The organism is Arthrobacter sp. NPDC056886, assembly GCF_042788715.1.
Classification (GTDB): domain Bacteria; phylum Actinomycetota; class Actinomycetes; order Actinomycetales; family Micrococcaceae; genus Arthrobacter.
In genome coordinates this window covers 1-20,476 of the sequence record NZ_JBHUBT010000012.1, presented here as the reverse complement: position 1 = coordinate 20,476, position 20,476 = coordinate 1, and the positions used below count along the sequence as shown (strand labels likewise).

General features: G+C 61.1%; 25 protein-coding genes. 12 read left to right on the top strand and 13 right to left on the bottom strand.

Annotation, left to right across the window (positions count from 1 at the left end; translation table 11 throughout):
* Nucleotides 1-29: 29 nt before the first annotated feature.
* The 3 genes from ACFRJ8_RS19230 to ACFRJ8_RS19220 all read right to left on the bottom strand — a co-directional run bounded on the left by ACFRJ8_RS19230 (nt 30) and on the right by ACFRJ8_RS19220 (nt 2,313).
* Nucleotides 30-440: a nuclear transport factor 2 family protein gene (locus ACFRJ8_RS19230; RefSeq protein ID WP_377987976.1), complete on the bottom strand. Its 411-nt coding sequence runs from the start codon at nt 438-440 to the stop codon at nt 30-32.
* A gap of 86 nt (nt 441-526) precedes the next feature.
* Nucleotides 527-1,525 (bottom strand): alpha/beta fold hydrolase, encoded by a 999-nt coding sequence (locus ACFRJ8_RS19225; RefSeq protein WP_377987975.1) that lies wholly within the window; start codon nt 1,523-1,525, stop codon nt 527-529.
* 50 nt (nt 1,526-1,575) lie between these two features.
* Nucleotides 1,576-2,313, bottom strand: a complete 738-nt coding sequence (locus tag ACFRJ8_RS19220) for an SDR family NAD(P)-dependent oxidoreductase (RefSeq protein ID WP_377987974.1) — start codon at nt 2,311-2,313, stop codon at nt 1,576-1,578.
* Nucleotides 2,314-2,451: 138 nt separating this feature from the next.
* Here ACFRJ8_RS19220 and ACFRJ8_RS19215 point away from each other — a divergent pair, with 138 nt between their 5' ends.
* A complete protein-coding gene (locus ACFRJ8_RS19215) occupies nt 2,452-2,982 on the top strand; it encodes a TetR/AcrR family transcriptional regulator (RefSeq protein ID WP_377987973.1) in 531 nt (176 codons plus the stop codon).
* Nucleotides 2,983-3,484: 502 nt separating this feature from the next.
* Here ACFRJ8_RS19215 and ACFRJ8_RS19210 read toward each other — a convergent pair.
* Nucleotides 3,485-4,096 carry a TetR/AcrR family transcriptional regulator gene (locus tag ACFRJ8_RS19210; protein ID WP_377987972.1) on the bottom strand — a complete coding sequence of 204 codons (612 nt, stop codon included), beginning with the start codon at nt 4,094-4,096 and terminating at the stop codon, nt 3,485-3,487.
* Nucleotides 4,097-4,461: 365 nt separating this feature from the next.
* On the opposite strand from ACFRJ8_RS19210, the gene ACFRJ8_RS19205 reads away from it, so the two are divergent.
* From ACFRJ8_RS19205 to ACFRJ8_RS19165, 9 genes are all read left to right on the top strand, one after another.
* The gene (locus tag ACFRJ8_RS19205; protein ID WP_377987971.1) at nt 4,462-5,274 is read left to right on the top strand and encodes an ABC transporter ATP-binding protein; all 813 of its coding nucleotides are present in this window, start codon (nt 4,462-4,464) and stop codon (nt 5,272-5,274) included.
* 8 nt (nt 5,275-5,282) lie between these two features.
* Complete coding sequence (locus tag ACFRJ8_RS19200; RefSeq protein WP_377987969.1) at nt 5,283-5,945, top strand: ABC transporter permease; 663 nt, start codon at nt 5,283-5,285, stop codon at nt 5,943-5,945.
* On the top strand, nt 5,942-6,604 hold the full coding sequence (locus tag ACFRJ8_RS19195; protein WP_377987967.1) for an ABC transporter permease: 663 nt from the start codon (nt 5,942-5,944) through the stop codon (nt 6,602-6,604). The genes ACFRJ8_RS19200 and ACFRJ8_RS19195 overlap by 4 nt, the downstream gene beginning before the upstream one ends.
* A gap of 78 nt (nt 6,605-6,682) precedes the next feature.
* A complete protein-coding gene (locus ACFRJ8_RS19190) occupies nt 6,683-7,600 on the top strand; it encodes an ABC transporter substrate-binding protein (RefSeq protein WP_377987965.1) in 918 nt (305 codons plus the stop codon).
* A gap of 326 nt (nt 7,601-7,926) precedes the next feature.
* Nucleotides 7,927-9,198, top strand: coding sequence for an MFS transporter (locus tag ACFRJ8_RS19185; protein WP_377987963.1), 1,272 nt, complete (start codon nt 7,927-7,929; stop codon nt 9,196-9,198).
* A 318-nt stretch (nt 9,199-9,516) separates the two neighbouring features.
* Nucleotides 9,517-10,020 carry a flavin reductase family protein gene (locus ACFRJ8_RS19180; protein ID WP_377987961.1) on the top strand — a complete coding sequence of 168 codons (504 nt, stop codon included), beginning with the start codon at nt 9,517-9,519 and terminating at the stop codon, nt 10,018-10,020.
* A 136-nt stretch (nt 10,021-10,156) separates the two neighbouring features.
* Entirely contained in the window at nt 10,157-11,464 is a 1,308-nt protein-coding gene (locus ACFRJ8_RS19175; RefSeq protein WP_377987959.1) for an NtaA/DmoA family FMN-dependent monooxygenase, read from the top strand.
* Between the two features lie 357 nt (nt 11,465-11,821).
* Nucleotides 11,822-12,037, top strand: coding sequence for a hypothetical protein (locus ACFRJ8_RS19170; protein WP_377987957.1), 216 nt, complete (start codon nt 11,822-11,824; stop codon nt 12,035-12,037).
* Between the two features lie 159 nt (nt 12,038-12,196).
* Nucleotides 12,197-12,571, top strand: coding sequence for a DUF427 domain-containing protein (locus ACFRJ8_RS19165; protein WP_377987955.1), 375 nt, complete (start codon nt 12,197-12,199; stop codon nt 12,569-12,571).
* A gap of 676 nt (nt 12,572-13,247) precedes the next feature.
* Here ACFRJ8_RS19165 and ACFRJ8_RS19160 read toward each other — a convergent pair.
* Entirely contained in the window at nt 13,248-13,490 is a 243-nt protein-coding gene (locus tag ACFRJ8_RS19160; protein WP_377987953.1) for a hypothetical protein, read from the bottom strand.
* Between ACFRJ8_RS19160 and ACFRJ8_RS19155 the strand changes: the two genes are divergently transcribed.
* Nucleotides 13,489-13,731: a hypothetical protein gene (locus ACFRJ8_RS19155; protein ID WP_377987951.1), complete on the top strand. Its 243-nt coding sequence runs from the start codon at nt 13,489-13,491 to the stop codon at nt 13,729-13,731. The two genes, ACFRJ8_RS19160 and ACFRJ8_RS19155, sit on opposite strands and share 2 nt — an antisense overlap.
* A 254-nt stretch (nt 13,732-13,985) precedes the next feature.
* Here the strand turns inward: ACFRJ8_RS19155 and ACFRJ8_RS19150 are convergent, their stop codons facing one another.
* The 8 genes from ACFRJ8_RS19150 to ACFRJ8_RS19115 form a co-directional block, all read right to left on the bottom strand.
* A complete protein-coding gene (locus ACFRJ8_RS19150) occupies nt 13,986-14,108 on the bottom strand; it encodes a hypothetical protein (RefSeq protein WP_377987949.1) in 123 nt (40 codons plus the stop codon).
* Between the two features lie 267 nt (nt 14,109-14,375).
* A complete protein-coding gene (gene pdxS, locus ACFRJ8_RS19145; protein ID WP_377987947.1) occupies nt 14,376-15,284 on the bottom strand; it encodes a pyridoxal 5'-phosphate synthase lyase subunit PdxS in 909 nt (302 codons plus the stop codon).
* Nucleotides 15,285-15,460: 176 nt separating this feature from the next.
* Nucleotides 15,461-15,658 (bottom strand): hypothetical protein, encoded by a 198-nt coding sequence (locus ACFRJ8_RS19140; RefSeq protein ID WP_377987945.1) that lies wholly within the window; start codon nt 15,656-15,658, stop codon nt 15,461-15,463.
* Between the two features lie 60 nt (nt 15,659-15,718).
* On the bottom strand, nt 15,719-15,928 hold the full coding sequence (locus ACFRJ8_RS19135; RefSeq protein WP_377987943.1) for a hypothetical protein: 210 nt from the start codon (nt 15,926-15,928) through the stop codon (nt 15,719-15,721).
* A 210-nt stretch (nt 15,929-16,138) separates the two neighbouring features.
* Nucleotides 16,139-16,618, bottom strand: a complete 480-nt coding sequence (locus ACFRJ8_RS19130; RefSeq protein ID WP_377987941.1) for a GNAT family N-acetyltransferase — start codon at nt 16,616-16,618, stop codon at nt 16,139-16,141.
* The gene (locus ACFRJ8_RS19125) at nt 16,618-18,003 is read right to left on the bottom strand and encodes an APC family permease (protein ID WP_377987939.1); all 1,386 of its coding nucleotides are present in this window, start codon (nt 18,001-18,003) and stop codon (nt 16,618-16,620) included. Before ACFRJ8_RS19125 ends, ACFRJ8_RS19130 begins: the two co-directional genes overlap by 1 nt.
* A 4-nt stretch (nt 18,004-18,007) precedes the next feature.
* Entirely contained in the window at nt 18,008-18,979 is a 972-nt protein-coding gene (locus tag ACFRJ8_RS19120; RefSeq protein WP_377987937.1) for a carbon-nitrogen hydrolase family protein, read from the bottom strand.
* A 409-nt stretch (nt 18,980-19,388) separates the two neighbouring features.
* Nucleotides 19,389-20,012: a TetR/AcrR family transcriptional regulator gene (locus ACFRJ8_RS19115; RefSeq protein WP_377987935.1), complete on the bottom strand. Its 624-nt coding sequence runs from the start codon at nt 20,010-20,012 to the stop codon at nt 19,389-19,391.
* Nucleotides 20,013-20,113: 101 nt separating this feature from the next.
* On the opposite strand from ACFRJ8_RS19115, the gene ACFRJ8_RS19110 reads away from it, so the two are divergent.
* On the top strand, nt 20,114-20,476 hold a 363-nt coding region (locus ACFRJ8_RS19110; RefSeq protein ID WP_377987933.1), incomplete at its 3' end, for a carbon-nitrogen hydrolase family protein.

Sequence of the window (20,476 nt, the reverse complement as noted above, 5' to 3'; positions counted from 1 at the left end):
CGGCGTCGGGTTCGTCCGTCGCCGTGGTGTTACGCGGCGGCGCTCACTGTGATGCCGAGGTGTTTCAGCAGCGGCTGTGGCTCGAAGTACGCGACCCAGAGACTCCGTGCTTTTCCGTCCACGACCTCCCAGTGCTCCGAGATTTTGACGAGGTCGTCGGTTCCGACGACGCCGATGTTGATCAGCGCTACCGCGTTCGTCCCCTCTGCTGTGAAGCCCTCGTAGCTGAAGCGTGAGAAATCGAGGGTTTCGGACAGGTGCTCCAGTACCTGTTCTCGGAAGAACTGGGCGCCGATGTGGGCGCCTCCCCAAGGCAGGTAGTTCGGAGCGGTGACGACAAAGTCGTCGTGCAGGTACTCCCCAAATGTAGGGAGGTGGCCTTCTACGCCGGCCTGATAGTAGGCGTCGACGACGGCCTTCGTTTCCTGAATGCTGGTCACTTTCATCCTTTCGTTGTGGTCCTCTCGTGCCGAGCCGTAGGCCCAGGTTTCTGGACACGGTTGTGTCGGAGTGTCAGATGGTCGTGCTAGTCGTTCAAGAAGTCGTTCACCTCGCGGACGAAGACCTCAGGGAACTGGAACTGCGAACCGTGGTTCGAGTCGGGGAACAGCAGGAGCCGGGCGTTCGGCAGCTCCTGCTGCAGCACGTAGGAGTTGATCGTCGGGATCACGACGTCGTTGCTCCCGTTGACGACGAGGGCCGGCTGTGTGATCTGCTTGAGATAGCTGATATCGCTTCCCGGTGCACCCCACTCGCCCGCTGCGGCCAAGTGCGCTGCCGCCGCTTTGGGCCCGACGGGAGCGTCGCGGTCAATCCGCTCGTTGACTCGCGCTAGGAACGCTGCGCCTGAGGCCTGGGCTTCCTCGGATTCCCCGAAGAAGATCGGCAACCACATCAACTCCTGCGGGTCATACTCCCTGGTGAACAATTCGATCGTGTAGTCGGTGAGACTTGCCATTCCCTCACCACCGCGTGGACCAGTACCGACGAGAACCAGCTTCCGGATGAGGCCCGGGCGGTCTACTGCGATCTGCTGAGCGACTTGGCCTCCCATAGAGAACCCGAACATGTCGACCTGAGCGAGTCCCAGAGCGTCGATGAAGGACGCCGCGTCGGCGGCCATCTCGGCGATCGTAGTCTTCGCCTCTCCCGTTGTCGCTCCGACGCCTGCGTTGTCGAAGAGGATCACTTCGCGGCCCTCGGCAAGGCGGTCCGTCACCCCCGGATCAAAGTTGTCCAGGTTGCCACGGAAATGCTGCACGAGGACCAACGGGACGCCCAGGGGGGTGCCGAAGCGGCGGTAGGCGAATCTGGTCCCGCCCGCTTCGACGAACCTCGTGGGGGTCGTGTTGTGTGTTTCGCCGTTGTTAGGCATATTCGTCCTGCTTTCCTGGTGTTTCCGCGCTGTCCCGAGGCGGGCAGTTGGGGAGTTTTCCGAGTACCGCTCGGTTGCGGCGGACTGTTTCCTACTGAAGAACGTGATCGCCACGAGCCCCACCATGGCGAGCACGGTTCCGGTGAACATGGCGGAGTAGATCCCTGCGACGTCGACGATTCTTCCGCCGACGAAGGACCTCAGACCGCCGTTCGGCCACCGTCGACGGCGATGACTGCGCCCGTCATATAGCTCGCTCCGGGCGAAACCAGGAAACCGACGACGTTTGCGATCTCTTCGGGCTGCGCCGCGCGGCCGAGGAGGGTGGTCTCACCGAGCGCCTTGATGCTGGCCGGGTCCGACGCCGTATAGACGGGGCCCGGAGCAACCGCGTTAACCCGCACGCCGCTCGGGCTGTACTCGGCAGCCCACGAGCGAGTGAGTCCGACTAGCGAGTGCTTCGTCGCGCCGTACGCGGCGCCGCCCGCGAGGCCGATCAGTCCGGCCATACTGGCGACGCTGACGATGTTGCCCTTGCCACGAGCGGCCATCGCCGGCGCGAAGGCCGAAACGAGTAAGTAGGGTGCTCGTACGTTCGAATCGAACAGGGCGTCGAACGTGTCCGTTGCGAGATCGGCGGATGGTCCGAACCAGGAGAAACCGGCATTGTTCACAAGAATGTCAACCTCCCCGGCCTCGTCGACGAGCTTCCGGACACCCTCGGCGGTGCTGATGTCTGCTTGCACGAACTTCGCACGGCCGCCGGACAACTCGATCTGCTCCAGCACCTCGACTGCACGGCCAGCGTCGCGGCCATGAACCAGGACTGTGGCGCCCCGCGCCGCAAGCCCGAGGGCGACCGCACGGCCGATGCCCGATGTGGCTCCCGTCACGAGTGCCGTCTGGCCTTCGAGTTCAGTGGTGGATGTTTCAGGCATGGTCCGCTCCTTCATGAGATTTGCTTGCACAGATCCCTTCTTGTACAGATCTGTCTAAAACGAGATTAGACGGATCTGTCTAAAAGTGCAATCCCATCTCGATCATTTTTTAGACAGACCGGTCTGATTGATCCGCCCATGGGAGAGCAGGCAGCGAAGAATGAGAAGGCGCCACCTCTACAGAGGCTTTTGGCGGCCGCGGATGAGCTCTTCTACAACGAGGGCACGCACACCGTAGGCATCGATCGCGTCATCGAGAGGGCCGGCGTCGCCAAGGGCTCGCTGTACTACAACTTCAGCGGCGGCAAGGACGGCCTGATCAAGGAGTACCTACTCGGCCGGCATGCCGCGTGGGCGGCCCGGGTCGACCAGGAAGTAGCCAAGCATGAAGAACCACGCCACAAGATCCTCAGTGTGTTCGACGCCCTCGGCACAGTGTTCTCCGAGCCCGACTACCGCGGCGGCTGCGCATTCATGAACGCGCTGGCGGGAGCCCCGGAGAACGGCCCGGAGATCCAAGTCGCCGCGGACTTCGGCACTTGGCTGCAGGCCCACTTCGAGGGCATCGTGGCAGACCTCGACGTGCATACCCCCACCGAACTCACCGACCAGCTGATCATCCTCTACGACGGCGCTGTCACCGCGGCGCTGGTGGACCACACCCGCTGACCACGTCACAGCGCTGCCGCCCGCAGTGGGCGGGCCGGTGCTGGCGGGCCGACCTCTGCCACGCCTATGCGGCGACTCCGGCAGCTCACGAGCGCGACGCGGGCTGATTTGTGGCAGTCGTCCGGACTCGGTTCTGCGCAATATGACGCCTATCTACCGCCGCTCCCATGGGATCAGGGATCCGTCACTCGACGAACCGGCACCTTCGGGAATCCAGTAGTCTGCGGCCCAGCAATTCTGGTCGTACCCGGCGGCCGGACACGTGAGGCATTGCACGATTGCGAGACTTCCAATGCCGGCCGGGATGTGGCAGCTGATCGGGTCCTTTTGTGCTGTTCCGCGCCGGTTGATCTGGGACAACGAAATCGGCATCGGGCGGCGGAACAGCTATGCCGCGGGGTGGCGGCATTCGCCGGGGTTCTCGCCACCAGGATCGTGCAGGTCAAGCCCTACGATCCGGAGAGCAAGGGCCTGCCGGCACCGGCCCGCTCACTGCTGGCGGTTACGCGGTGACGTGGTCAGCGTGTGTCTCGGAGGGATGCAAGCCGAGGAGCATGGTTGCAAGGGTCTTGGCCGTCGTTGCCGTCCTGGGGGTGTTGTCCATCTGCGACGCTGTAACCGCGCCGTCGTAGAGGACCACCAGCTGGTCGGTGAGTTGGCTGGGGTTCTCCACATCGAGGTCTGCGACCATGCTGTCGAAGAGGGTGTGCAGCCAAATGCGGAAGTTCGCTGCGGCTTGAATCTCGGGGCCATTCTCCGGGGCTCCTGCCAGCGCGTTCATGAATGCGCAGCCGCGGTAGTCGGGCTCGGAGAACAATGTGCCGAGGGCGTCGAACACGCTGAGGATCTTGTGGCGTGGTTCTTCATGCTTGGCTATTTCCTGGTCGACCCGGGCCGCCCACGCGGCATGCCGGCCGAGTAGGTACTCCTTGATCAGGTCGTCCTTGCCGCCGCTGAAGTTGTAGTACAGCGAGCCCTTGGCGACGCCGGCCCTCTCGATGACGCGATCGATGCCTACGGTGTGCGTGCCCTCGTTGTAGAAGAGCTCATCCGCGGCCGCCAAAAGCCTCTGTCGAGGTCGTTTCTTCTCATTCGTCGTTGTCTGCTCTCCCATGCCCACATCATATCAGACCGATCTGTCTAAAAAATGATCGAGACTGGATTGCGCTTTTAGACAGATCGGTCTAATGTCGCTCTTAGACAGATCAGTACAAGTAATCCCGTGAAGGAGCGGCCCGGCAGAGGAATCGTCGACGTCGGGGGATCGACTCAGACAGGATGTCTCGCGACCTCCCAACGGCCGGACCGTTCGTTGAAGCGGTCGGGCCCGTACTCGAACACCGAGGGGTCTGCAGACGCGGAGTATCGCGGCACCACCCTCCGGAAAACTCGGGCTCGGGCGGCCGGCAAGCGGTTGCGAGTCCACCAATGGTCAACGCAAGTCCAACAATGGTCAACGCAAGTGATGGAGGCAACCCAATGATCGAACTGCGTTCGGTGACGAAGACATATCCCGACGGGACGACGGCGGTGGACGACCTAGACTTGGTCATCCGGGCGCGAGAGATTACCGCCCTAGTGGGCTCCTCCGGCAGCGGCAAGACCACCGTCCTCCGAATGATCAACAGGATGGTCGAGCGCACCGCAGGGGTCATAGAGATCGACGGAAGCGACGTCTCTACGATGGACCCCGTGAAGCTGCGCCGGAGCATCGGCTATGTCATGCAAAGTTCCGGGCTGCTGCCGCACCGGTCCACATTAGAAAATATCGCCACTGTTCCCCGGCTTAATGGCCAGCACAAGTCTCTGGCTCGGACGAGAGCGCTCGAATTGATGGACACCGTGGGCCTTGACCGCAACCTGGCAGACCGTTATCCGCGTCAACTCTCCGGCGGGCAGCAGCAGCGGGCCGGTGTCGCCCGGGCGCTGGCGTCCGATCCCAACATCCTGCTCATGGACGAGCCTTTCGGCGCGGTCGATCCCATTGTCCGGGCCGAATTGCAGCGCGAACTTGCACGGCTGCAACAGGAACTGGGAAAGACAATCGTCTTTGTCACCCACGATGTCGACGAAGCGTTCCTTCTCGCTGACCAGGTCGTCATCCTCGAAGAACGCGGACGAGTCGCCCAATCCGGTTCGCCGATGGACATCTTAGCGAACCCTGCGAGCGATTTTGTCGCCAATTTTATCGGGGCTGACCGCGGCCGAAGGCAATTGCACATCGAAAACGTTGACGGCACAAGAGTGCTGGTGGACGTAACCGGTCGACCCGCGGGTGTGCTGTCCAAATGAATTGGGTCATGTCAAATATCGACCTCATCTGGCAGTTGTGTCTCGCGCATGTCGCACTCTCGGTGCCGCCGGTAGTCCTGGGCCTTCTCGTGTCGGTCCCCGTTAGTTGGTTTACGGTAAGGAACCGGGCCGCCGGGGGCCCGCTTCTGATTATTGCTGGCCTCATATACACGGTACCGGCCTTGCCGCTGCTCATCGCGATCCCCGCCCTGCTCAGTACTCGACTCCTCGACCCGGCCAACGTCGTGGTCGCGCTCACCCTGTACGCCGTAGCCTTGCTCACCCGCTCGACCAGCGATGCGCTGTTATCCGTCGGCTCCGATGCAAAAGAGGCGGCCGACGCGGTCGGGTACTCCCCGTGGAGGAGATTCTGGCAAGTGGAGCTTCCCATGGCGGGCCCCGTAATTCTTTCAGGCCTTCGCGTCGTGTCGGTGAGCACGGTCAGTCTGGTCAGCCTTGGCAGCATAATCGGAGTATCCAGCCTCGGATACCTTTTCCTGAACGGGCTCCAGCGTAATATCACGGCGGAGGTTTGGACGGGAATCGTCATGTCGGTCGGGATTGCCGTGGTCTTCGACGCTCTCCTTGTTCTAACAGGCCGCATGCTTATGCCCTGGGTGGAGCCGGCCCGTAGGCGAGTCAGTTCCTTTGCGCCGGAGGTGCGACTATGAGCGTCTTCTTCGAGGCATTCCGCTGGATACTCGACAACGCAAATCATGGAGGACCCGGGGCGATCCCCGCGCGCATCGGCGAGCAACTTGCATATACCGCCGGGGCCGTGTTCGTCGCTTCGATTTTCGCCGTTCCGGCCGGCCTTTATGTCGGGCATACCGGCCGGGGCCGCGAGCGGGTCATCGCCTTCTCTGGGGCACTTCGCGCCCTTCCGGGGCTTGGTGTCCTTATAGTCCTCGCCCTCGTCGTTGGAGTTGGGTTCCAGGCACCGCTGATCACATTGGTTTTCCTCGCCGTTCCTCCCCTACTCGCCGGAGCCTACGCGGGAGTCGAGTCGGTCGACCGAAACGTCGTAGAAGCCGCGCGGGCCATAGGAATGAGTCCATGGCAGGTGCTCCTGAAGGTGGAGGTTCCCTTGGGACTGCCCCTCGTTATCGCGGGCTTCCGGGCTGGTTCCCTCCAGGTTGTGGCCTCCGCGACGCTCGCCTTCTTCGCTAGCGGCGGAGCCCTCGGCGTCTACATCAACGAGGGGATCAAAACCCGCGACTACGCGATGATGCTCGGAGCCTCGATCATCGTGACCACCCTGGCGGTCTTAATCGAATGCGCTTTCCTGGCTGCGCAATGGGCGGCAGCGCGGCGATGGAGTGACTCCTGACGCGAACCGGCAAAGCCGGTTGCATGAGCCTGACGCTCTTTTCAGACACGACTAGTACCGCTCTATAAGGAGATTGAGATGAAACAGCCGTTCAAACTGGGTCTGCTCGCACCGGTGGCCGCCATACTCGGAATACTCGCATTGACTGGATGCGCACCCTCGGGTGATCCCTTCGGCTCCGGAGGAGACTCCTCAAAGCACATCGTCGTCGGGTCCCAGACTTACTACTCCAACGAGATCATTGCCGAGATTTATGCTGAAGCGCTTGAGGCGAATGATTACGACGTTGAGCGGAAGTTCAACATCGGCCAGCGGGACGCCTACCTTCCCGCGTTGGAAAGCGGTGAGGTGACGTTGTTCCCCGAATACACGGGAAACCTCCTTCAGTACTATGACAAGGCCACGACGGTAACCTCCAGCGAAGATGTTTACAGGAGCCTCGCGGCGGCGATTCCCTCGAACTTGACTGTGCTCGAGCAGTCACCGGCCACGGATCAGGACTCCTACACCGTGACGAGACAGTTCGCCGAGGCCAACAATGTGAGAACCATTAGCGATCTTACAAAAGTCAGGCCAACGCCCATACTGGGCGGCCCAGCCGAACAGGCCACTCTGCTTTATGGTCCTGCCTGGCTCAAACATGTTTACGGGGTGACCGTGGACTTCATGCCCATCGATGATGGGGGAGGACCGCTTACCCTAAAGGCACTCAAGGACGACACGATTCAGGTCGCTAACATCTACACCGCGGACCCGAATATTGGCAGCAAAGACCTCGTAACGCTCGAAGATCCTAAAAAGGCGTTCTCGGCATCAAACGTTGTCCCACTGATCAATAAAGATCGGGCGACGCCGCAGATCAGCGCCGTCATTAACAAGGTCAGCGCGGCGCTCAGCACTGGTGAGCTGCGGGAGTTGAACGCCCGGAGCGTCAACGACCAGGTATCTTCGGCCAAGATCGCCGCGGACTGGTTGGCGGCTGAGAAGCTGTTCTAACTCCCGCCGCGGGCCCACCCCGCACCATGACAGGTCGGCGTAGAGCCCGCTGCCACGCAGGATCCCAAGCCCGGACTGCCGTGGTGAGAGGGATCAGGCCCGTACCGAGTCCCGCCTCCTCCACCAAAGATCCCACCACAAGTACCCCGAGCTTCTTGTCCACCACACGAATATCTTCCTTGACGCCGAGTAATCCGCGGTCGTCCGCTCAAGGCCTCAGGCCGATTCCTTGTTCTGCGACTGGGCCGGTGCGCTGCCGGAGCGGGGGCGCCACTGGGCCCGTGCGGGCCCTAGCGACGCAACGAATACTGCTTTAGGAGCACGCCATGGCAATCAAATCACCCCCCGTACTGCGACCGATGGCAGCTTTCGTCGGCATCTCGCTCGCCCTGGCGACGTTCTTCGTTGCCGCGGGCGCTCCGACACCCCTGCTGGTGGTATATGAACGCGAGTGGGGCTTCAGTCCATTTGTCCTCACGGTCGCGTTTGGGGTCTACGCCCTCGCAATGCTCGTCGCCCTTCTGGTCGTTGGCTCGCTGTCGGACTACATCGGACGCCGGCCGGTACTCATTGGATCACTCGGACTCGAATTGCTCTCGATGGTCATGTTTTGGTCAGCTGGCAACATCGGTTGGATTATCGCTGCACGCACTGTCCAAGGACTGGCCACCGGTGCCGCAACGAGTGCGTTCACCGCCGCCATAGTTGAACTGGCGCCGCCAAGGCATAAACGGCTGGGCGCCGTCTTTGGCACAGTCACACCCGCGGCCGGGTTGGGCCTTGGGGCATTGTTCGCTGGCATGGTGGCGGAACTCTCAGCCTCGGCGTCCACCATCGTCTGGGGAGCCCTCGTTGTAGTCATGGCAATTGGAATCGTCATAGCTCTACTCGTTGCCGAGACCGCCAAGTCCCGCCCTGGAGCAATCGCGTCGTTGAAGCCGGTGTTGAGAGTGCCGACCAAGGCGCGGCGTCAATTCGCTGTCGCGGTGCCCGCGTTGGTCGGGGCATGGATGATGGCGGCACTTTTTATGGGCCTGGTGCCGACGGTTCTCGGCAGCGCATTCAACATCCATAGCGTCGGAATCGCCGGTGCCGCGTCGTCGATCGAACCGCTGGTCGCAGCAGTGGCGGCATTCTTGCTGGGATCGCTGGCCCCGTACAAAACGCTGGCGGTGGGCAGCTGGTCCGTCATTATCGGTGCCGCAGTCGTACCTATCGCCACGGCCTCAAGCAGCCTCCCGTTGCTCTGTCTGGGCGGCGCGATCGGCGGGGTGGGCTTCGGTGCGACGTTTTCGGGCGCCATGAAGGTCATTGGTCCGCTCGCGGAAGGCCATGAGCGTGCGGGCCTGTTCACGGCGATCTTCATGGTGTGCTACCTATCGTTCGGATTGCCAGCGATCATTGCCGGGCAACTAGTCTCGCCATTGGGCGTCCTGGGCATTGCCAACGCCTTTGGTGCGCTGATCGTTATCGCCGCCGGCATCGGGCTCGGCGGCCAAGCAATACTGTTGCGGCAACGCCAATCAGCTCGACCCCTGCGTTCACTGAACAGAGCGAAACAGTCCGGGACCGAGTGTCGCGCCGACTCAAGATCGTAAGGCCGGCGGCAGGCCTCTTGCAGTTTTAGACAAATCGGTCTAGCATTTTTTAGACAGATCAGTACAAATTGCAAGTACAGAAAACCGAGGCAAGCATATGAAGGCTCTTGAGGGCCAGACGAAGGCAGCATCCCTTTGGGTCGCCCTCGCGAAGGACGGCCATGCCCGGAAAGCACTCGGGCCCTCGAGGCACATCCTCGCTGTAGTCCGGGACCGGTCTAATGCGAAGCAGCACATAGACGCCGATTTCCTGCCACGACGAGGTGGCGTCCCTCATGACGGCGTGATGTCTATCCTTGGGAAGCGAGGCGTGATCCTGTGATCGAGACACGTAAGTCCCCAACCCCGGCCGACCTGCGCCAATTCCGGGCGGCAATGGCGAACGTCGTCTCTCCGGTGTCAGTGGTGACAACACTGGACACCAGCCGACCAATGGGGACGACTGTCAGCGCGTTCGCGTCGCTCTCCTTGCACCCCCCTATGGTGATGGTGTCCTTGGATCGTCAGAGCGAACTATTGTCGCGCCTGGCTGTGGGGTCGCGTCTTGGCCTGAACGTGCTGGGCGCGCACCAGGAACAGATCGCACGTCGGTTTGCGTCAAAGATCCCGGACAGATACGCCGACACTTCGTGGCAGATCGAAGACGGTGCTCCCCGCATTCAAGGGGCCCACAGTTTCGTTTCGTTGGATGTGTCTGACATGGTCCCCGCCGGTGACCACGTCATCGTCCTGGGCACGGTATCGAGCGCATCCGGAGACAGTCGGGCCGGAGCCCCGCTGTCCTATTACCGCCAGAAATACGGCACTCATCACCCCATTTAGAAGCACCAATGGTTGCTTCTAAATGGGGCCTAAAACGCAAAGCCAGTCTGCAGCTCACGCAGAAGCGTCAGAACTCTGGCCTGTGGGGGCCGCCCCCTCTCCGTCAACTGCTCACACTCAAACACATGGAGACTTCATGACACGTCGCCAAGCACATCTCAACGCAATGCTGATCGGCAGCGGCTACCACGAGTCGGCATGGTTGGTGCAGGACCACGACCCAGTCGAACTCGCATCGTTCGAGCACCTCCAGCGCTCCGCGTTGACCGCAGAGCGTGGCCTTCTGGACTCGATCTTCTTCGCCGACACCCCGAACCTAACGCTCTTTCGAGCAGCTTTTTTCCCTCAGATCTTCTACGACCCGGTGGTGCTGCTCGCGGCTGTCGGCGCAGTCACTCAACATATCGGGTTGTTTGCTACCGCATCCACCACATACAACTCTCCTTACGAGTTGGCACGCCGCTTCCTGACCGCTGACCACACCAGCGGTGGACGGGTCGGCTGGAACGTGGTGACCACGGCCGATGCCAAGGCAGCTAAGAACTTCGGTGTCGCCGAACACCCAGAGCACGACGACAGATATGCCCGGGCCGGCGAGTTCGTCGACGTAGTCCAGCGTTTGTGGCACGGCTGGGAGGACGGAGCCATTCTGGGAGACCGTAGAAGTCGGCGGTGGGCCGACGTCGCTCGAATCCACCCGGCAGATTTCCACGGCACTTACTTCGACGTTGCCGGAGCGCTGCCGATTCCGCCCTCGCCCCAGGGGAGCCCGGTAATCGCGCAAGCGGGATCTTCACCCGCGGGCGTTGATCTGGCCGCGCGGGTGGCGGACGTCGTCTTCACACCGCAGCCGACGATCGCGGCCGGGAAAAGCTTCCGCAGCACACTGGAGGCGGCAGCTCGTCGTCACGGTCGCCCCGTCGACGACATTCGAATCCTTCCCGGACTTGCATTCGTCCTGGGCAGCACCGAGGCAGAAGCAGCATCAACGCGGTTGGAACTTGAGGAGAGCGCGGACCCTGAGCTGCGCTGGCGAAACGTGGCACACAATGCTGGGATGAACATGACCCTGATTGATCCAAGTCGACCACTGAGCGACGAGGCTGCTGCCACAGCAGAGCTCTCGACGATTGGCAAATACATCGTCGCGGAGGCTCAAAAGTCCGGCGAGCCGTTTGGCGAAGTCGCACGTCGGATGACGGGCCTGCCCGGCGGTCTCGACTTCACGGGCACGCCGGAGCAGATGGCCGATCTCATCGAGGACTGGGTGTCTGAAGGCGGCAGCGATGGCTTCACCCTCCAACCAACGATGCTCCCTGACTCACTCGATCTTTTCGTCGATCATGTGGTGCCTCTATTGCAGAAGCGAGGTCTGCACCGGACGGAGTACGAAGGCTCTACGCTGAGGTCCCACCTCGGCCTTCCTGCCGGGCCAGAGGAGTAGGGAGTACCTCGTGGCGAACTGGACGAACGCCTCTGGTGGTTTTGACAGGTGTCCTCTTAGACCAAGGGACGGGCGGCACGGAGCCGCTGCGAGCAGGCAGTACCGGGACAAGGTGCGGGGGCTAGACGGATTGGCCACTGCACGGAAGGCGAGCGAACCTGACCGACACGAGCCAATCGATTCGGCGGCGGCCTATGCCGAATTCCGTCGGCTGTTCTCGCGCTGCACTCTGATGTCGCCCCAGCCCCCGCCGGTGACCGAGGCATGGAGTAACCGCCGGCGTTTAGAGCGATGAGGCCAACGGCAGTTCTAAGAGCGCACGCGCCTGACAACCGAAATGAGAGAAGGCTTTAATCTATGGGAAACACTGTTGACCTCACGATCACGGTCACGGTTACCGACCGTGCCAGCATGGAACACCAGCTCGACGAAGCCGTCGCGGTTGCCATGACCAGGGCACTCATCGAACTGCGTCATGGAATTCTCGTTACGCGCCACAGCCCCGGCTCCATGACGGTAGGGCTCAGCGAAGCCATGCGCTTCGGCTTGACCCGTGAGCATCAAGATTGGTGAACCAACCGCGGTGTGCAGATACTCAAGCCGACGACGACCCTAATGGAATGTCCTGCCGGTGCCCCAGCGAATGCCGGAGGGACCTTCGCTGACGTCGACGGCAACAAGTGCGACCTCATCGCCGGCTAGGCAAACCAACAAAAGCAACAGGAGAAAAACATGACGACATCAGAACCCAAGATCCCCGGACCCGACCACCCGATCACCATCGATCCCACCGGCGCCCGCGTAGTGGCCCGCGTCGGTGAGCACGTCATCGCCGACACCACCATGGCCCTGACACTTCGGGAGGCGAACTACCCGCCGGTCCAGTACATCCCGCTCGCCGATGTCGACCAGACTCTGCTCGCGGCCACCGCCACCGCGACGTACTGCCCGTACAAGGGCGACGCGTCCTACTACAGCATCATCCTCGCCGAGGGCGATCTGACCGACGCAGTGTGGTCCTACCGCGAACCATACGACGCTGTCGCAGACATCGTCGACCACGTCGCCTTCTACGCTAACCGAGTGGACGTCGTCGTCGGGACCTGACCGGTTCGGCTGGCAGCTGCCTGACGGGCGTACGCGCCAAGGTCATCTGGCAGACGGGGCGGATCCGGGCCGAAACGAATACAAACGGCTCCCTTTCCTAGGGTGATGTCCGCCAGGGGACAGGCCTGCGATGTCGTGGGTCCTGAACCCGTAAAAAACTACCAGCCCGGCCGCAAGGCGCAGACCGGGCTCCATGTCCCGTCCGGGATCCAGAATCTGCCTAAGGAGAATGACATCCAATCGAGTGAGGCCGGAAAACACGCGTGATCTGTCTCAGTCGACCTGGCAAAACCCCACGTCAGCATTGCCACCTTCACTGAGACCGGAAAACTGTCCGGTCTCAACTTTGCTGTCAGTTTTGTCATCCAACCTCTTACCCTACGGACAGACCCTGCTGTCTCACCGGAACTGTTAGTGCTTCAGTGGGCCGCGTGGCTGCAGTACTGAGTTGCATGCGCGGGTTGCTCGAAAGGTGACGTTGGAGGGGCGCTTCGTTTCGTGGTGCTCTCCAAAGCTAACTTTACAGAATAGCCGCTATCGGCCTTCGCCAAATGACTCACAGACTCCGGCAGTGACAGACTTCCGGTTTTCATGCCGCACCGGTCAGCACTGGGGCTGATCTATGAAATCGACCGGCTCGTTTACAAGGCCACCGGAGTGCCATCTGATGGCTTTGTCACACCGTCAGCGGTCCGGTGGAGGGATGCAGCGAAGCTTGAGGGGGATCGCACAAGGCCCTTTTCTGCAGCATGACGATGGTGTGGATCTCAGACCAGGTTATCCACGCGACAGAGAGCGGAATCGAGGCAAGCAAGTCTTCGTAGTCTTCAGCGGTCATTCCAGCCTGACACGTAGGGCTGTGGCATTGCCAGAACTGTAATGCCAGGCGATCCACTATCTCGTGATACTGCTTGTTCATGGACCAGACTGAAACGGCTGCCCGCATGGTGGCTAAGGAAACCGTAATCAACGCAATGAACGAGCTTGATAGGCTGCGCTCAATACGGCAGCGAGGTGAAGTTGACCCTGCAGAGGCAGACAAGCATCGTGAAGCGGAGAATGCGGCCGCAGCGGCTCTGGAAGCTGCGAAGTCCAACTGGTTCCGCGCCGATCCGGAGAATGCCCCGGATCCGAAGGTCTCCCCATACATCTATCCGTGAGACCATCGCGGCCTCAATCTGTACAACTGTTCTTCCATGTGGATGGCTTTGTGATTCAGGACGGCGGCATTGCGACCTGAATGGCTGTTCGCCTGGCATAGTCGCTGGCTACCAAGTAGTATCCGGCCACAGCCCCCGGCCATCGGCCTAAATTCCGTGGCTTTGCCCTGGTTTTGTCGCAGAAAAAAATGTGTACGCAGCTCTTGACCAAGCTCACTTGTGCCGGGTCATCTCGAAAGTTGATGTCCTCCACACTAATGTTCAACGCCGTCGAACAGGGAGTGGCGTGAGGTGTGGCGCAGTTCCTCGATCACGGCGCCCAGCACGAGCATGTCGTTATCCGACAGTTCCTGCAGACCGTGGACAAAGGCGTCCATGTCCGCCCTGCCGGCATAGCCTCCGTTTGCCCTGAACCTGATCCACAGGTACAACCAAGTGAAGTCACCGTGATCCAAGCCGCTTCGGGCCCCTTGTCGTAGGTCATTGACGTCCACCGTGGTCTCCCCACTGCCGTGCCTCATGCCGAATCCCGGTGGCTTTTCGAACTCGCTCCGGTCTCTGCGTGCTGTGACAACCCGCATCTCTGAATATCTGTCGACATTGCAGCCCTGCCACGGGTAATTCACCAGTTCCGATGCTCGGTCCTACCCGCCGCGCTGGGCGAGGCGGTGCGGCTGCGGGATCTCGTCGACGTTGATGCCGACCATGGCCTCGCCCAGGCCGCGGGAGGCCTTGGCGATCTCGTCCGGGTCATCGAAGAAGGTGGTGGCCTTCACGACGGCGGCGGCCCGCTGGGCCGGGTTGCCGGACTTGAAGATGCCGGAGCCGACGAACACGCCGTCGGCGCCGAGCTGCATCATCATCGCGGCATCCGCCGGGGTGGCGATGCCGCCGGCGGTGAACAGCACCACCGGGAGCTTACCGGTCGCGGCAACTTCCTTGACCAGTTCGTACGGGGCCTGCAGCTCCTTGGCCGCGACGTAGAGCTCGTCCTCGGCCATGCCGGCAAGCTTCTTGATCTCGGCGCGGATCTGGCGCATGTGCGTGGTGGCATTGGAGACGTCCCCGGTGCCGGCCTCGCCCTTGGACCGGATCATCGCCGCGCCCTCGTTGATCCGGCGCAGGGCCTCACCGAGGTTGGTGGCACCGCAGACGAACGGAACGGTGAAGTTCCACTTGTCGATGTGGTTGGTGTAGTCGGCCGGGGTCAGGACCTCGGACTCGTCGATGTAGTCCACGCCGAGGGACTGCAGCACCTGCGCCTCGACGAAGTGGCCGATCCGGGCCTTGGCCATGACGGGCACGGACACGGCCGCGATGATCTGATCGATCATGTCGGGATCGGACATGCGGGACACGCCGCCCTGGGCGCGGATATCGGCCGGAACACGTTCCAGCGCCATCACGGCCACGGCACCGGCGTCTTCGGCGATGCGGGCCTGCTCGGCGTTGACGACGTCCATGATGACGCCGCCCTTGAGCATCTCAGCCATGCCGCGCTTGACGCGGCTGCTGCCCGTGACGTTCGTCGCGTCGTCTCGGTTGGAAGTCACTCCTTGTTGCTCCTCATTATTAGTTAGTCGGGCCGCTGAGATTGGTCCGGCACTTCATGCAGTGAACCTTTCACTGGGTCTCCCAACGGCGCGGTCGTTGCAAACTCCGGATGTGCGTGCAGCGAACGCTCTAACTGCGATGTCCGCTTCAGGCGTTCCCTGATGAATCTTGATCATTAGCCGGCAGCCTCCAGAGTGAGCCCGTACGGCACTGTCGCACTTAGTTCCGCGATGAACTGTCCTGGACCTGTCCTGGTAACCAGGATGCCGCGGACGCCCTCTGATCGGGCCAAGTGCTGGAGCTCTACGACGGCGGCGTTGAGGAGTCGGTGGGCTTCCTCGACGCTGGTCGCGGTGATGTTCTGCCGGGTCATTGCACGAAGGTCTTTCTAGGGGCGGGAAGAGGTACTGGGCTGAGGACCATGCTGACTGGATCAGGTGACGGACCTGTAGAGGCGGTGCTCGTCGGTGGAGAGCATTCTGCGTTCTCCGGTCCGCAGTTCCCGGATCCACACGATGTTGAGTTGCGGCATGGTGTCGTCCACGTAAGCGCTGTAGCGAGTGTGTTCGTCCACGTGGACGTCGATGTGATCGCCCGGTCGAAGGGCGGCAGAGTCGAGCGCGTTGCCGGTGTTGTCGGTCATGATGTCGGTCCCTTTCTCTGGGTTGCCGGTCTCGGCCAGGCTGAGTGGGTGCATGTTGTGTTGAGATCTGTCGGGGAGGGGCCGCCCGGAATTAAAGGTGGTCGGGGAGAGCTCCCGGGCGGCCTATCCGATTTAGGAGGCGGGAAATGGTGCGTGCACCGTTGTCCTGTCCAACCGAATTTAACGCAGCCTTCGCTCAGGAAGAATGGCTTAGAACTGGCCTGCCCGTTTGATGTCGTATGTGACCCAGGCGGTGGCTTGCGCCACGTCGTCGTACAGGGCCCGTGCGCGTACGTTGTCGCTGGCTGTGATCCACCGGAGTACCGAGTAGGAGCCGCGATCTGCGATTCCGCTTAGATGACCGATGAGGGCCCTGCCTGCACCAAGATTGCGCGCGTCAGGATGGGTGAACAGATCATCGAGGAAGACGCCTACCGTTCCAGATGAAGGACGGGCGAACTCCCGATAGTGTGCGAAACCGATTGGCTTGTCGTCAGCGATCGCAAGTACCGCTCGCACGCCATGAGTACCTCGCTGGATCCATTGCCATACTCGCTGTACGACTTCTTCGTCCGGTGCTAGTGAGTAGAACTCGCGGTAGCCTCGAAAGAGTTGTGTCCATTCCTCATGGTCTTCCGGAGAAGGTGGGCGAACGGTGACGTTCGCTTTTGCTGAGTCTGTAGTTGTCATTATTTTCCTTTCACCACGTCAGGTGTCGTGGTTTGTAGATCCAGTTCCGGCGGTTTCCGACGGAACCCGCGGGTCAGAACGGCCAGGTAGATCAGTCCGATCACGAGCCATCCGACGCCGAGTGTTAGTGCGTTGGGGCCAAGATTCAGCAGGAGGTAGATGTCCACGGCTGCTCCGCCCAAGGGAAAGATCAGGAACCCAAGGATTGAGACACTCGTGCCGTTCCTGCGGCACCGAACGAAATACGAGACGACGCAGATGTTGACCATCGCGAACGCCAGGAATGCGCCGAAGTTGATAAGCGACGCGGCGGTCTCCAGGGACAGCCCGATGGCCAGGAAGGAGGCGGCTCCGACCAGCAGGATGTTGAGGATGGGAGTGCGGAATTTCGGGTGCAGGTACCCAAAGAACCGTCGTGGGAGGACACCGTCGCGGCCCATGACGTACATGAGACGGGTAGCACTGGCTTGGATAACCACGCATCCTGCGAACCCTCCGAGAATCTGCAGAATGTTCAGTACATCTGCGAACGCTGTCCCGCCGACCTGGACGGACATGGTATATCCCACTGTCGATTCGTTCTCGAAAATGCCTCCGGGATGCACCAGCTGCATCACGAATGCGACAAGCGTGAAGAACGTGCCGCCGATCAGCACGGTCATGATGATGCCGCGTGGGATGTTGCGTTTCGGGTTGTGGGTTTCCTCGCTCAGCGTGCTGACTGCATCGAAGCCGAGGAAGGAATATGCGGCGATGGAGGCTGCCGCGACAATGGTGCCGAAAGTGGCAGTGGAATTCCAAAACGCGTCTGTAACCGCGAGTGGTGGTGCATCGCTGCCCCCCAAATAGACAACGCATACTGCTACAAAGGCGGCGACAACAGCGATGGCCAAAACGAGCAGTACCCGATTTACGCGGTCGATCATGGTGATGCCCAGGATGTTCACCAGGGTTGTCAGGCCGGCATTGATCAGCAGCCAGGCCCAGATGGGGACTTCGGGAAACTGCGCGTTGAGATACAGCGACTGAACCAGCCAGGCGACAACTGGCAGAAAGAAGTAGTCCAGCAGGATGGACCATCCGACGACGAATCCGACATGACGTCCGAGCAGGCGGCCAGCGTATGTATACGCAGATCCTGACGTTGGGAAGACTCGCGCCAGCTTGCCGTAGCTGAGGGCGGTGAGGAGCATGGCTCCCATCGCGATCAGATAGGCGGATGGCGCGGCCCCACCGCTGGTGCCGGAAATGATCCCGAAGGTTTGCATCACGATGGATGGCGACATGTAGCTGAGGCCGAACAAGACAACCCCAACGAGGGAGAGTCTTGTGGCCAGAGTAACTCCAGGGGCGTTTGGAGCGCTGGATTCCGTTGTCGAGGCCATGCTCCTACACCTCCAATGAGGAAAGCCGCGAAGCGGTCTCCCCCCATCTGGAAGCCGACATGTTTCCAGAGTAGAGCGGCAAATCGATCGACTCTTCCGTCTCTGCGAAGAAATCCCACGGTCGAGAGACGCTGGCAGTTCCGAAACGACGAGTATTGGAGACTTCGTCCAAGTCAATGACTTCAGTCAACACGATTGCCTCGTTGCTGTTCGAATCAATTCGCACCCGTCCGGACGGGTCGGCAAGGAGACTGCGACCATGGCTCCATGGGCCGGCCCCATTCACACTCGCGAAGAAGACTTGATTCACAATGGCATTGGCGCGGGCGATAGTGATTTCTGATGTGCGATCCGCAGTGTCCGTGGCAACGACGTTCAGGATTAGCTCTGCTCCCTTCCAGGCCAGGTGGCGGGCATGTTCTGGGAACCAGCTGTCGTAGCAGATTGAGAGTCCGACGCGACCGTAGCCGGGCATGTCGAATACGACGAACTCTGTGCCCGATGCGACAGTTTCGACCGGTCGCCGCGGGAAGATTTTTCGATACGAGGCGACGAGCTTGCCTTCGGGTGAGTAGGCGACCGCCGTGTTGTAGACGGTGCCATCGTCCGCCCGCTCATGGACGCTGCCGGGAACCAGCCAGATGCCAAGATCTCCAGCGAGCTGGGCAAGGACCTGTCCGCGCGGCCCGTCCAGCGGCTCCGCCATAGCTTCAGTGAACTCCGCGTATGAATCCGCGTCAGCCGCTCCAAGAGAGCACAAATGGAGTTCCGGGTAAACGAAGAGCGCGACGTTCGGGTTAGCTTTGACGCGCTGTTTGAGACCTTCCGCGAAGCTTTCCAGTGACTCGGCCGGGCTTTGGACCATTGCAAGGGCCAGTGGCTGTCTAGACATGATGTTCCGTTCTGACAAGGAATAGATTAAATAAAGATTAATTAACTCACTCCTTGTCGTCAAGGCTTTTCGGTCTTCAACCATGCGATGCCCCTCGATACGGTCGGTTCCCTATGTCGTAGCCGGAAACTCCAAGGGTTCGCTCCGATTGCCTCTGATCCGTGGATAGGCGGAGGCCTCTTCCTGATATGCAGAACCTCGCTCAGGAACCACTCCACGACGAGGAAGCGGCGCCCTGCGCCACGCGGCTTTGGGCCTCCGAGCCCTGCAGCAGACGAGCCCGATAGTCAGCGCCGCGGCGAAGATACCCTAGTTTGGTTGTCCGCCAATCAGACCTGGGCGGCTCCGTGCGCGGAGGGCGGTCGGTGTGACGGCTCGCAGCAGCCGGTCGCGATGTCGAGTCGAGCCGGACGCCGCCAGGTCGGTCACGCGGATCGTTCGACTTTGGCAGCAACGACGGCTCGAAGCGGCCGAGATCGACCCCGCCCGGCTTCTAAGACCGGCTCTTGTCCCCGGCAACACCAAGACTTGCTCCTGCCACCCTCTCAGCGTGTTCCAAGAGCCATCTCTCCGCATCAGCCGCGCTAATTCCGCCGGTTAGCACCATGTACGCGTAGCCGTCTTCGAGGGCAACGAAGGACCTCGCCAGGTCGTTCGGTGAACCCAGGAGCGTGAACTCTCCAGTACGAGCGCCTGCGTTGAGTATGCCGCGATATATCGCGACTTGACGGTCCGTGAAGGCTCGACTCAAAGACGCGGCGGGTTCACTGTTGAGCACTACCGAACTGAGCTCAAACAGCAATCGGACTGCTTCAAGTGAGGACTGGCTTTGAGGCACTCCGTGCGAGACGCACGCGCGAAGTTTGTCCGTTGCTGTCTGGGCTTCATCAACGGCCCGCTCCCGGCGAACGCAGTACTCATCAGTGCCCACCTCCAGAACGCTCACATACAGGTCGGTCGTGTCTGGATAGTAGTAGAGAACGCTCGCCGGAGTGACGCCCGCTTCCGCGGCGATATCGGCAAGGCGCAAATCTATGGTGCCCTTCCGCAAAATCGCCTGCGTGGCGGCCTCTACCAGCTGCTCGCGTCTCTGAGTTTGATCCTTGGGTCTGGCCACGGCTCTATCGTGCCACATGATCTACGCGACGGGTCTTGACAGCCGAGAGTTAATTAAATAAGTTTTCGTTAACTCCATTCAACGAGGAAAGGTGTCCCAGAATGTCAAGGCCTGTATCGCTGGCTCTAGCCCAGCTTCCACCCGTCTCTCAGTTCTCCGAGTTTCAAGAACGGTTGGAGCACGAAGTCCGTGCACATCCGTCTTCTGAGCTGTTTGTCTATCCGGAGTTCCACCTGGCAACTCCGCCAAACAACGAAGTAACACCCGAGTTCATCGCCGACGCTGCCGAACATCTGGACGGGCCGAGGGGGAAGGTCCTGGCCGAGCTCGCCGGGGACCTTGGCATCTGGCTGGTTCCCGGCAGCGTGTATGAGCGGGCGGACGATGGCACCGTCTACAACACGGCGGTCGCCTACTCACCCGAAGGCAAGCTCGTCGCCTCGTATCGAAAAATCTTCCCGTGG

What these genes read in the sequence shown, in the direction of transcription:
- ACFRJ8_RS19225 (WP_377987975.1), bottom strand. Translation starts at nt 1,525, where the DNA reads ATGTTCACCGGAACCGTGCTCGCCATGGTGGGGCTCGTGGCGATCACG.
- ACFRJ8_RS19220 (WP_377987974.1), bottom strand. Translation starts at nt 2,313, where the DNA reads ATGCCTGAAACATCCACCACTGAACTCGAAGGCCAGACGGCACTCGTG.
- ACFRJ8_RS19215 (WP_377987973.1), top strand. Translation starts at nt 2,452, where the DNA reads ATGGGAGAGCAGGCAGCGAAGAATGAGAAGGCGCCACCTCTACAGAGG.
- ACFRJ8_RS19210 (WP_377987972.1), bottom strand. Translation starts at nt 4,096, where the DNA reads ATGGGAGAGCAGACAACGACGAATGAGAAGAAACGACCTCGACAGAGG.
- ACFRJ8_RS19205 (WP_377987971.1), top strand. Translation starts at nt 4,462, where the DNA reads ATGATCGAACTGCGTTCGGTGACGAAGACATATCCCGACGGGACGACG.
- ACFRJ8_RS19200 (WP_377987969.1), top strand. Translation starts at nt 5,283, where the DNA reads ATGTCAAATATCGACCTCATCTGGCAGTTGTGTCTCGCGCATGTCGCA.
- ACFRJ8_RS19195 (WP_377987967.1), top strand. Translation starts at nt 5,942, where the DNA reads ATGAGCGTCTTCTTCGAGGCATTCCGCTGGATACTCGACAACGCAAAT.
- ACFRJ8_RS19190 (WP_377987965.1), top strand. Translation starts at nt 6,683, where the DNA reads ATGAAACAGCCGTTCAAACTGGGTCTGCTCGCACCGGTGGCCGCCATA.
- ACFRJ8_RS19185 (WP_377987963.1), top strand. Translation starts at nt 7,927, where the DNA reads ATGGCAATCAAATCACCCCCCGTACTGCGACCGATGGCAGCTTTCGTC.
- ACFRJ8_RS19175 (WP_377987959.1), top strand. Translation starts at nt 10,157, where the DNA reads ATGACACGTCGCCAAGCACATCTCAACGCAATGCTGATCGGCAGCGGC.
- ACFRJ8_RS19170 (WP_377987957.1), top strand. Translation starts at nt 11,822, where the DNA reads ATGGGAAACACTGTTGACCTCACGATCACGGTCACGGTTACCGACCGT.
- ACFRJ8_RS19165 (WP_377987955.1), top strand. Translation starts at nt 12,197, where the DNA reads ATGACGACATCAGAACCCAAGATCCCCGGACCCGACCACCCGATCACC.
- ACFRJ8_RS19155 (WP_377987951.1), top strand. Translation starts at nt 13,489, where the DNA reads ATGGACCAGACTGAAACGGCTGCCCGCATGGTGGCTAAGGAAACCGTA.
- ACFRJ8_RS19160 (WP_377987953.1), bottom strand. Translation starts at nt 13,490, where the DNA reads ATGAACAAGCAGTATCACGAGATAGTGGATCGCCTGGCATTACAGTTC.
- ACFRJ8_RS19150 (WP_377987949.1), bottom strand. Translation starts at nt 14,108, where the DNA reads ATGGACGCCTTTGTCCACGGTCTGCAGGAACTGTCGGATAACGACATG.
- ACFRJ8_RS19140 (WP_377987945.1), bottom strand. Translation starts at nt 15,658, where the DNA reads ATGACCCGGCAGAACATCACCGCGACCAGCGTCGAGGAAGCCCACCGA.
- ACFRJ8_RS19135 (WP_377987943.1), bottom strand. Translation starts at nt 15,928, where the DNA reads ATGACCGACAACACCGGCAACGCGCTCGACTCTGCCGCCCTTCGACCG.
- ACFRJ8_RS19130 (WP_377987941.1), bottom strand. Translation starts at nt 16,618, where the DNA reads ATGACAACTACAGACTCAGCAAAAGCGAACGTCACCGTTCGCCCACCT.
- ACFRJ8_RS19125 (WP_377987939.1), bottom strand. Translation starts at nt 18,003, where the DNA reads ATGGCCTCGACAACGGAATCCAGCGCTCCAAACGCCCCTGGAGTTACT.
- ACFRJ8_RS19120 (WP_377987937.1), bottom strand. Translation starts at nt 18,979, where the DNA reads ATGGTTGAAGACCGAAAAGCCTTGACGACAAGGAGTGAGTTAATTAAT.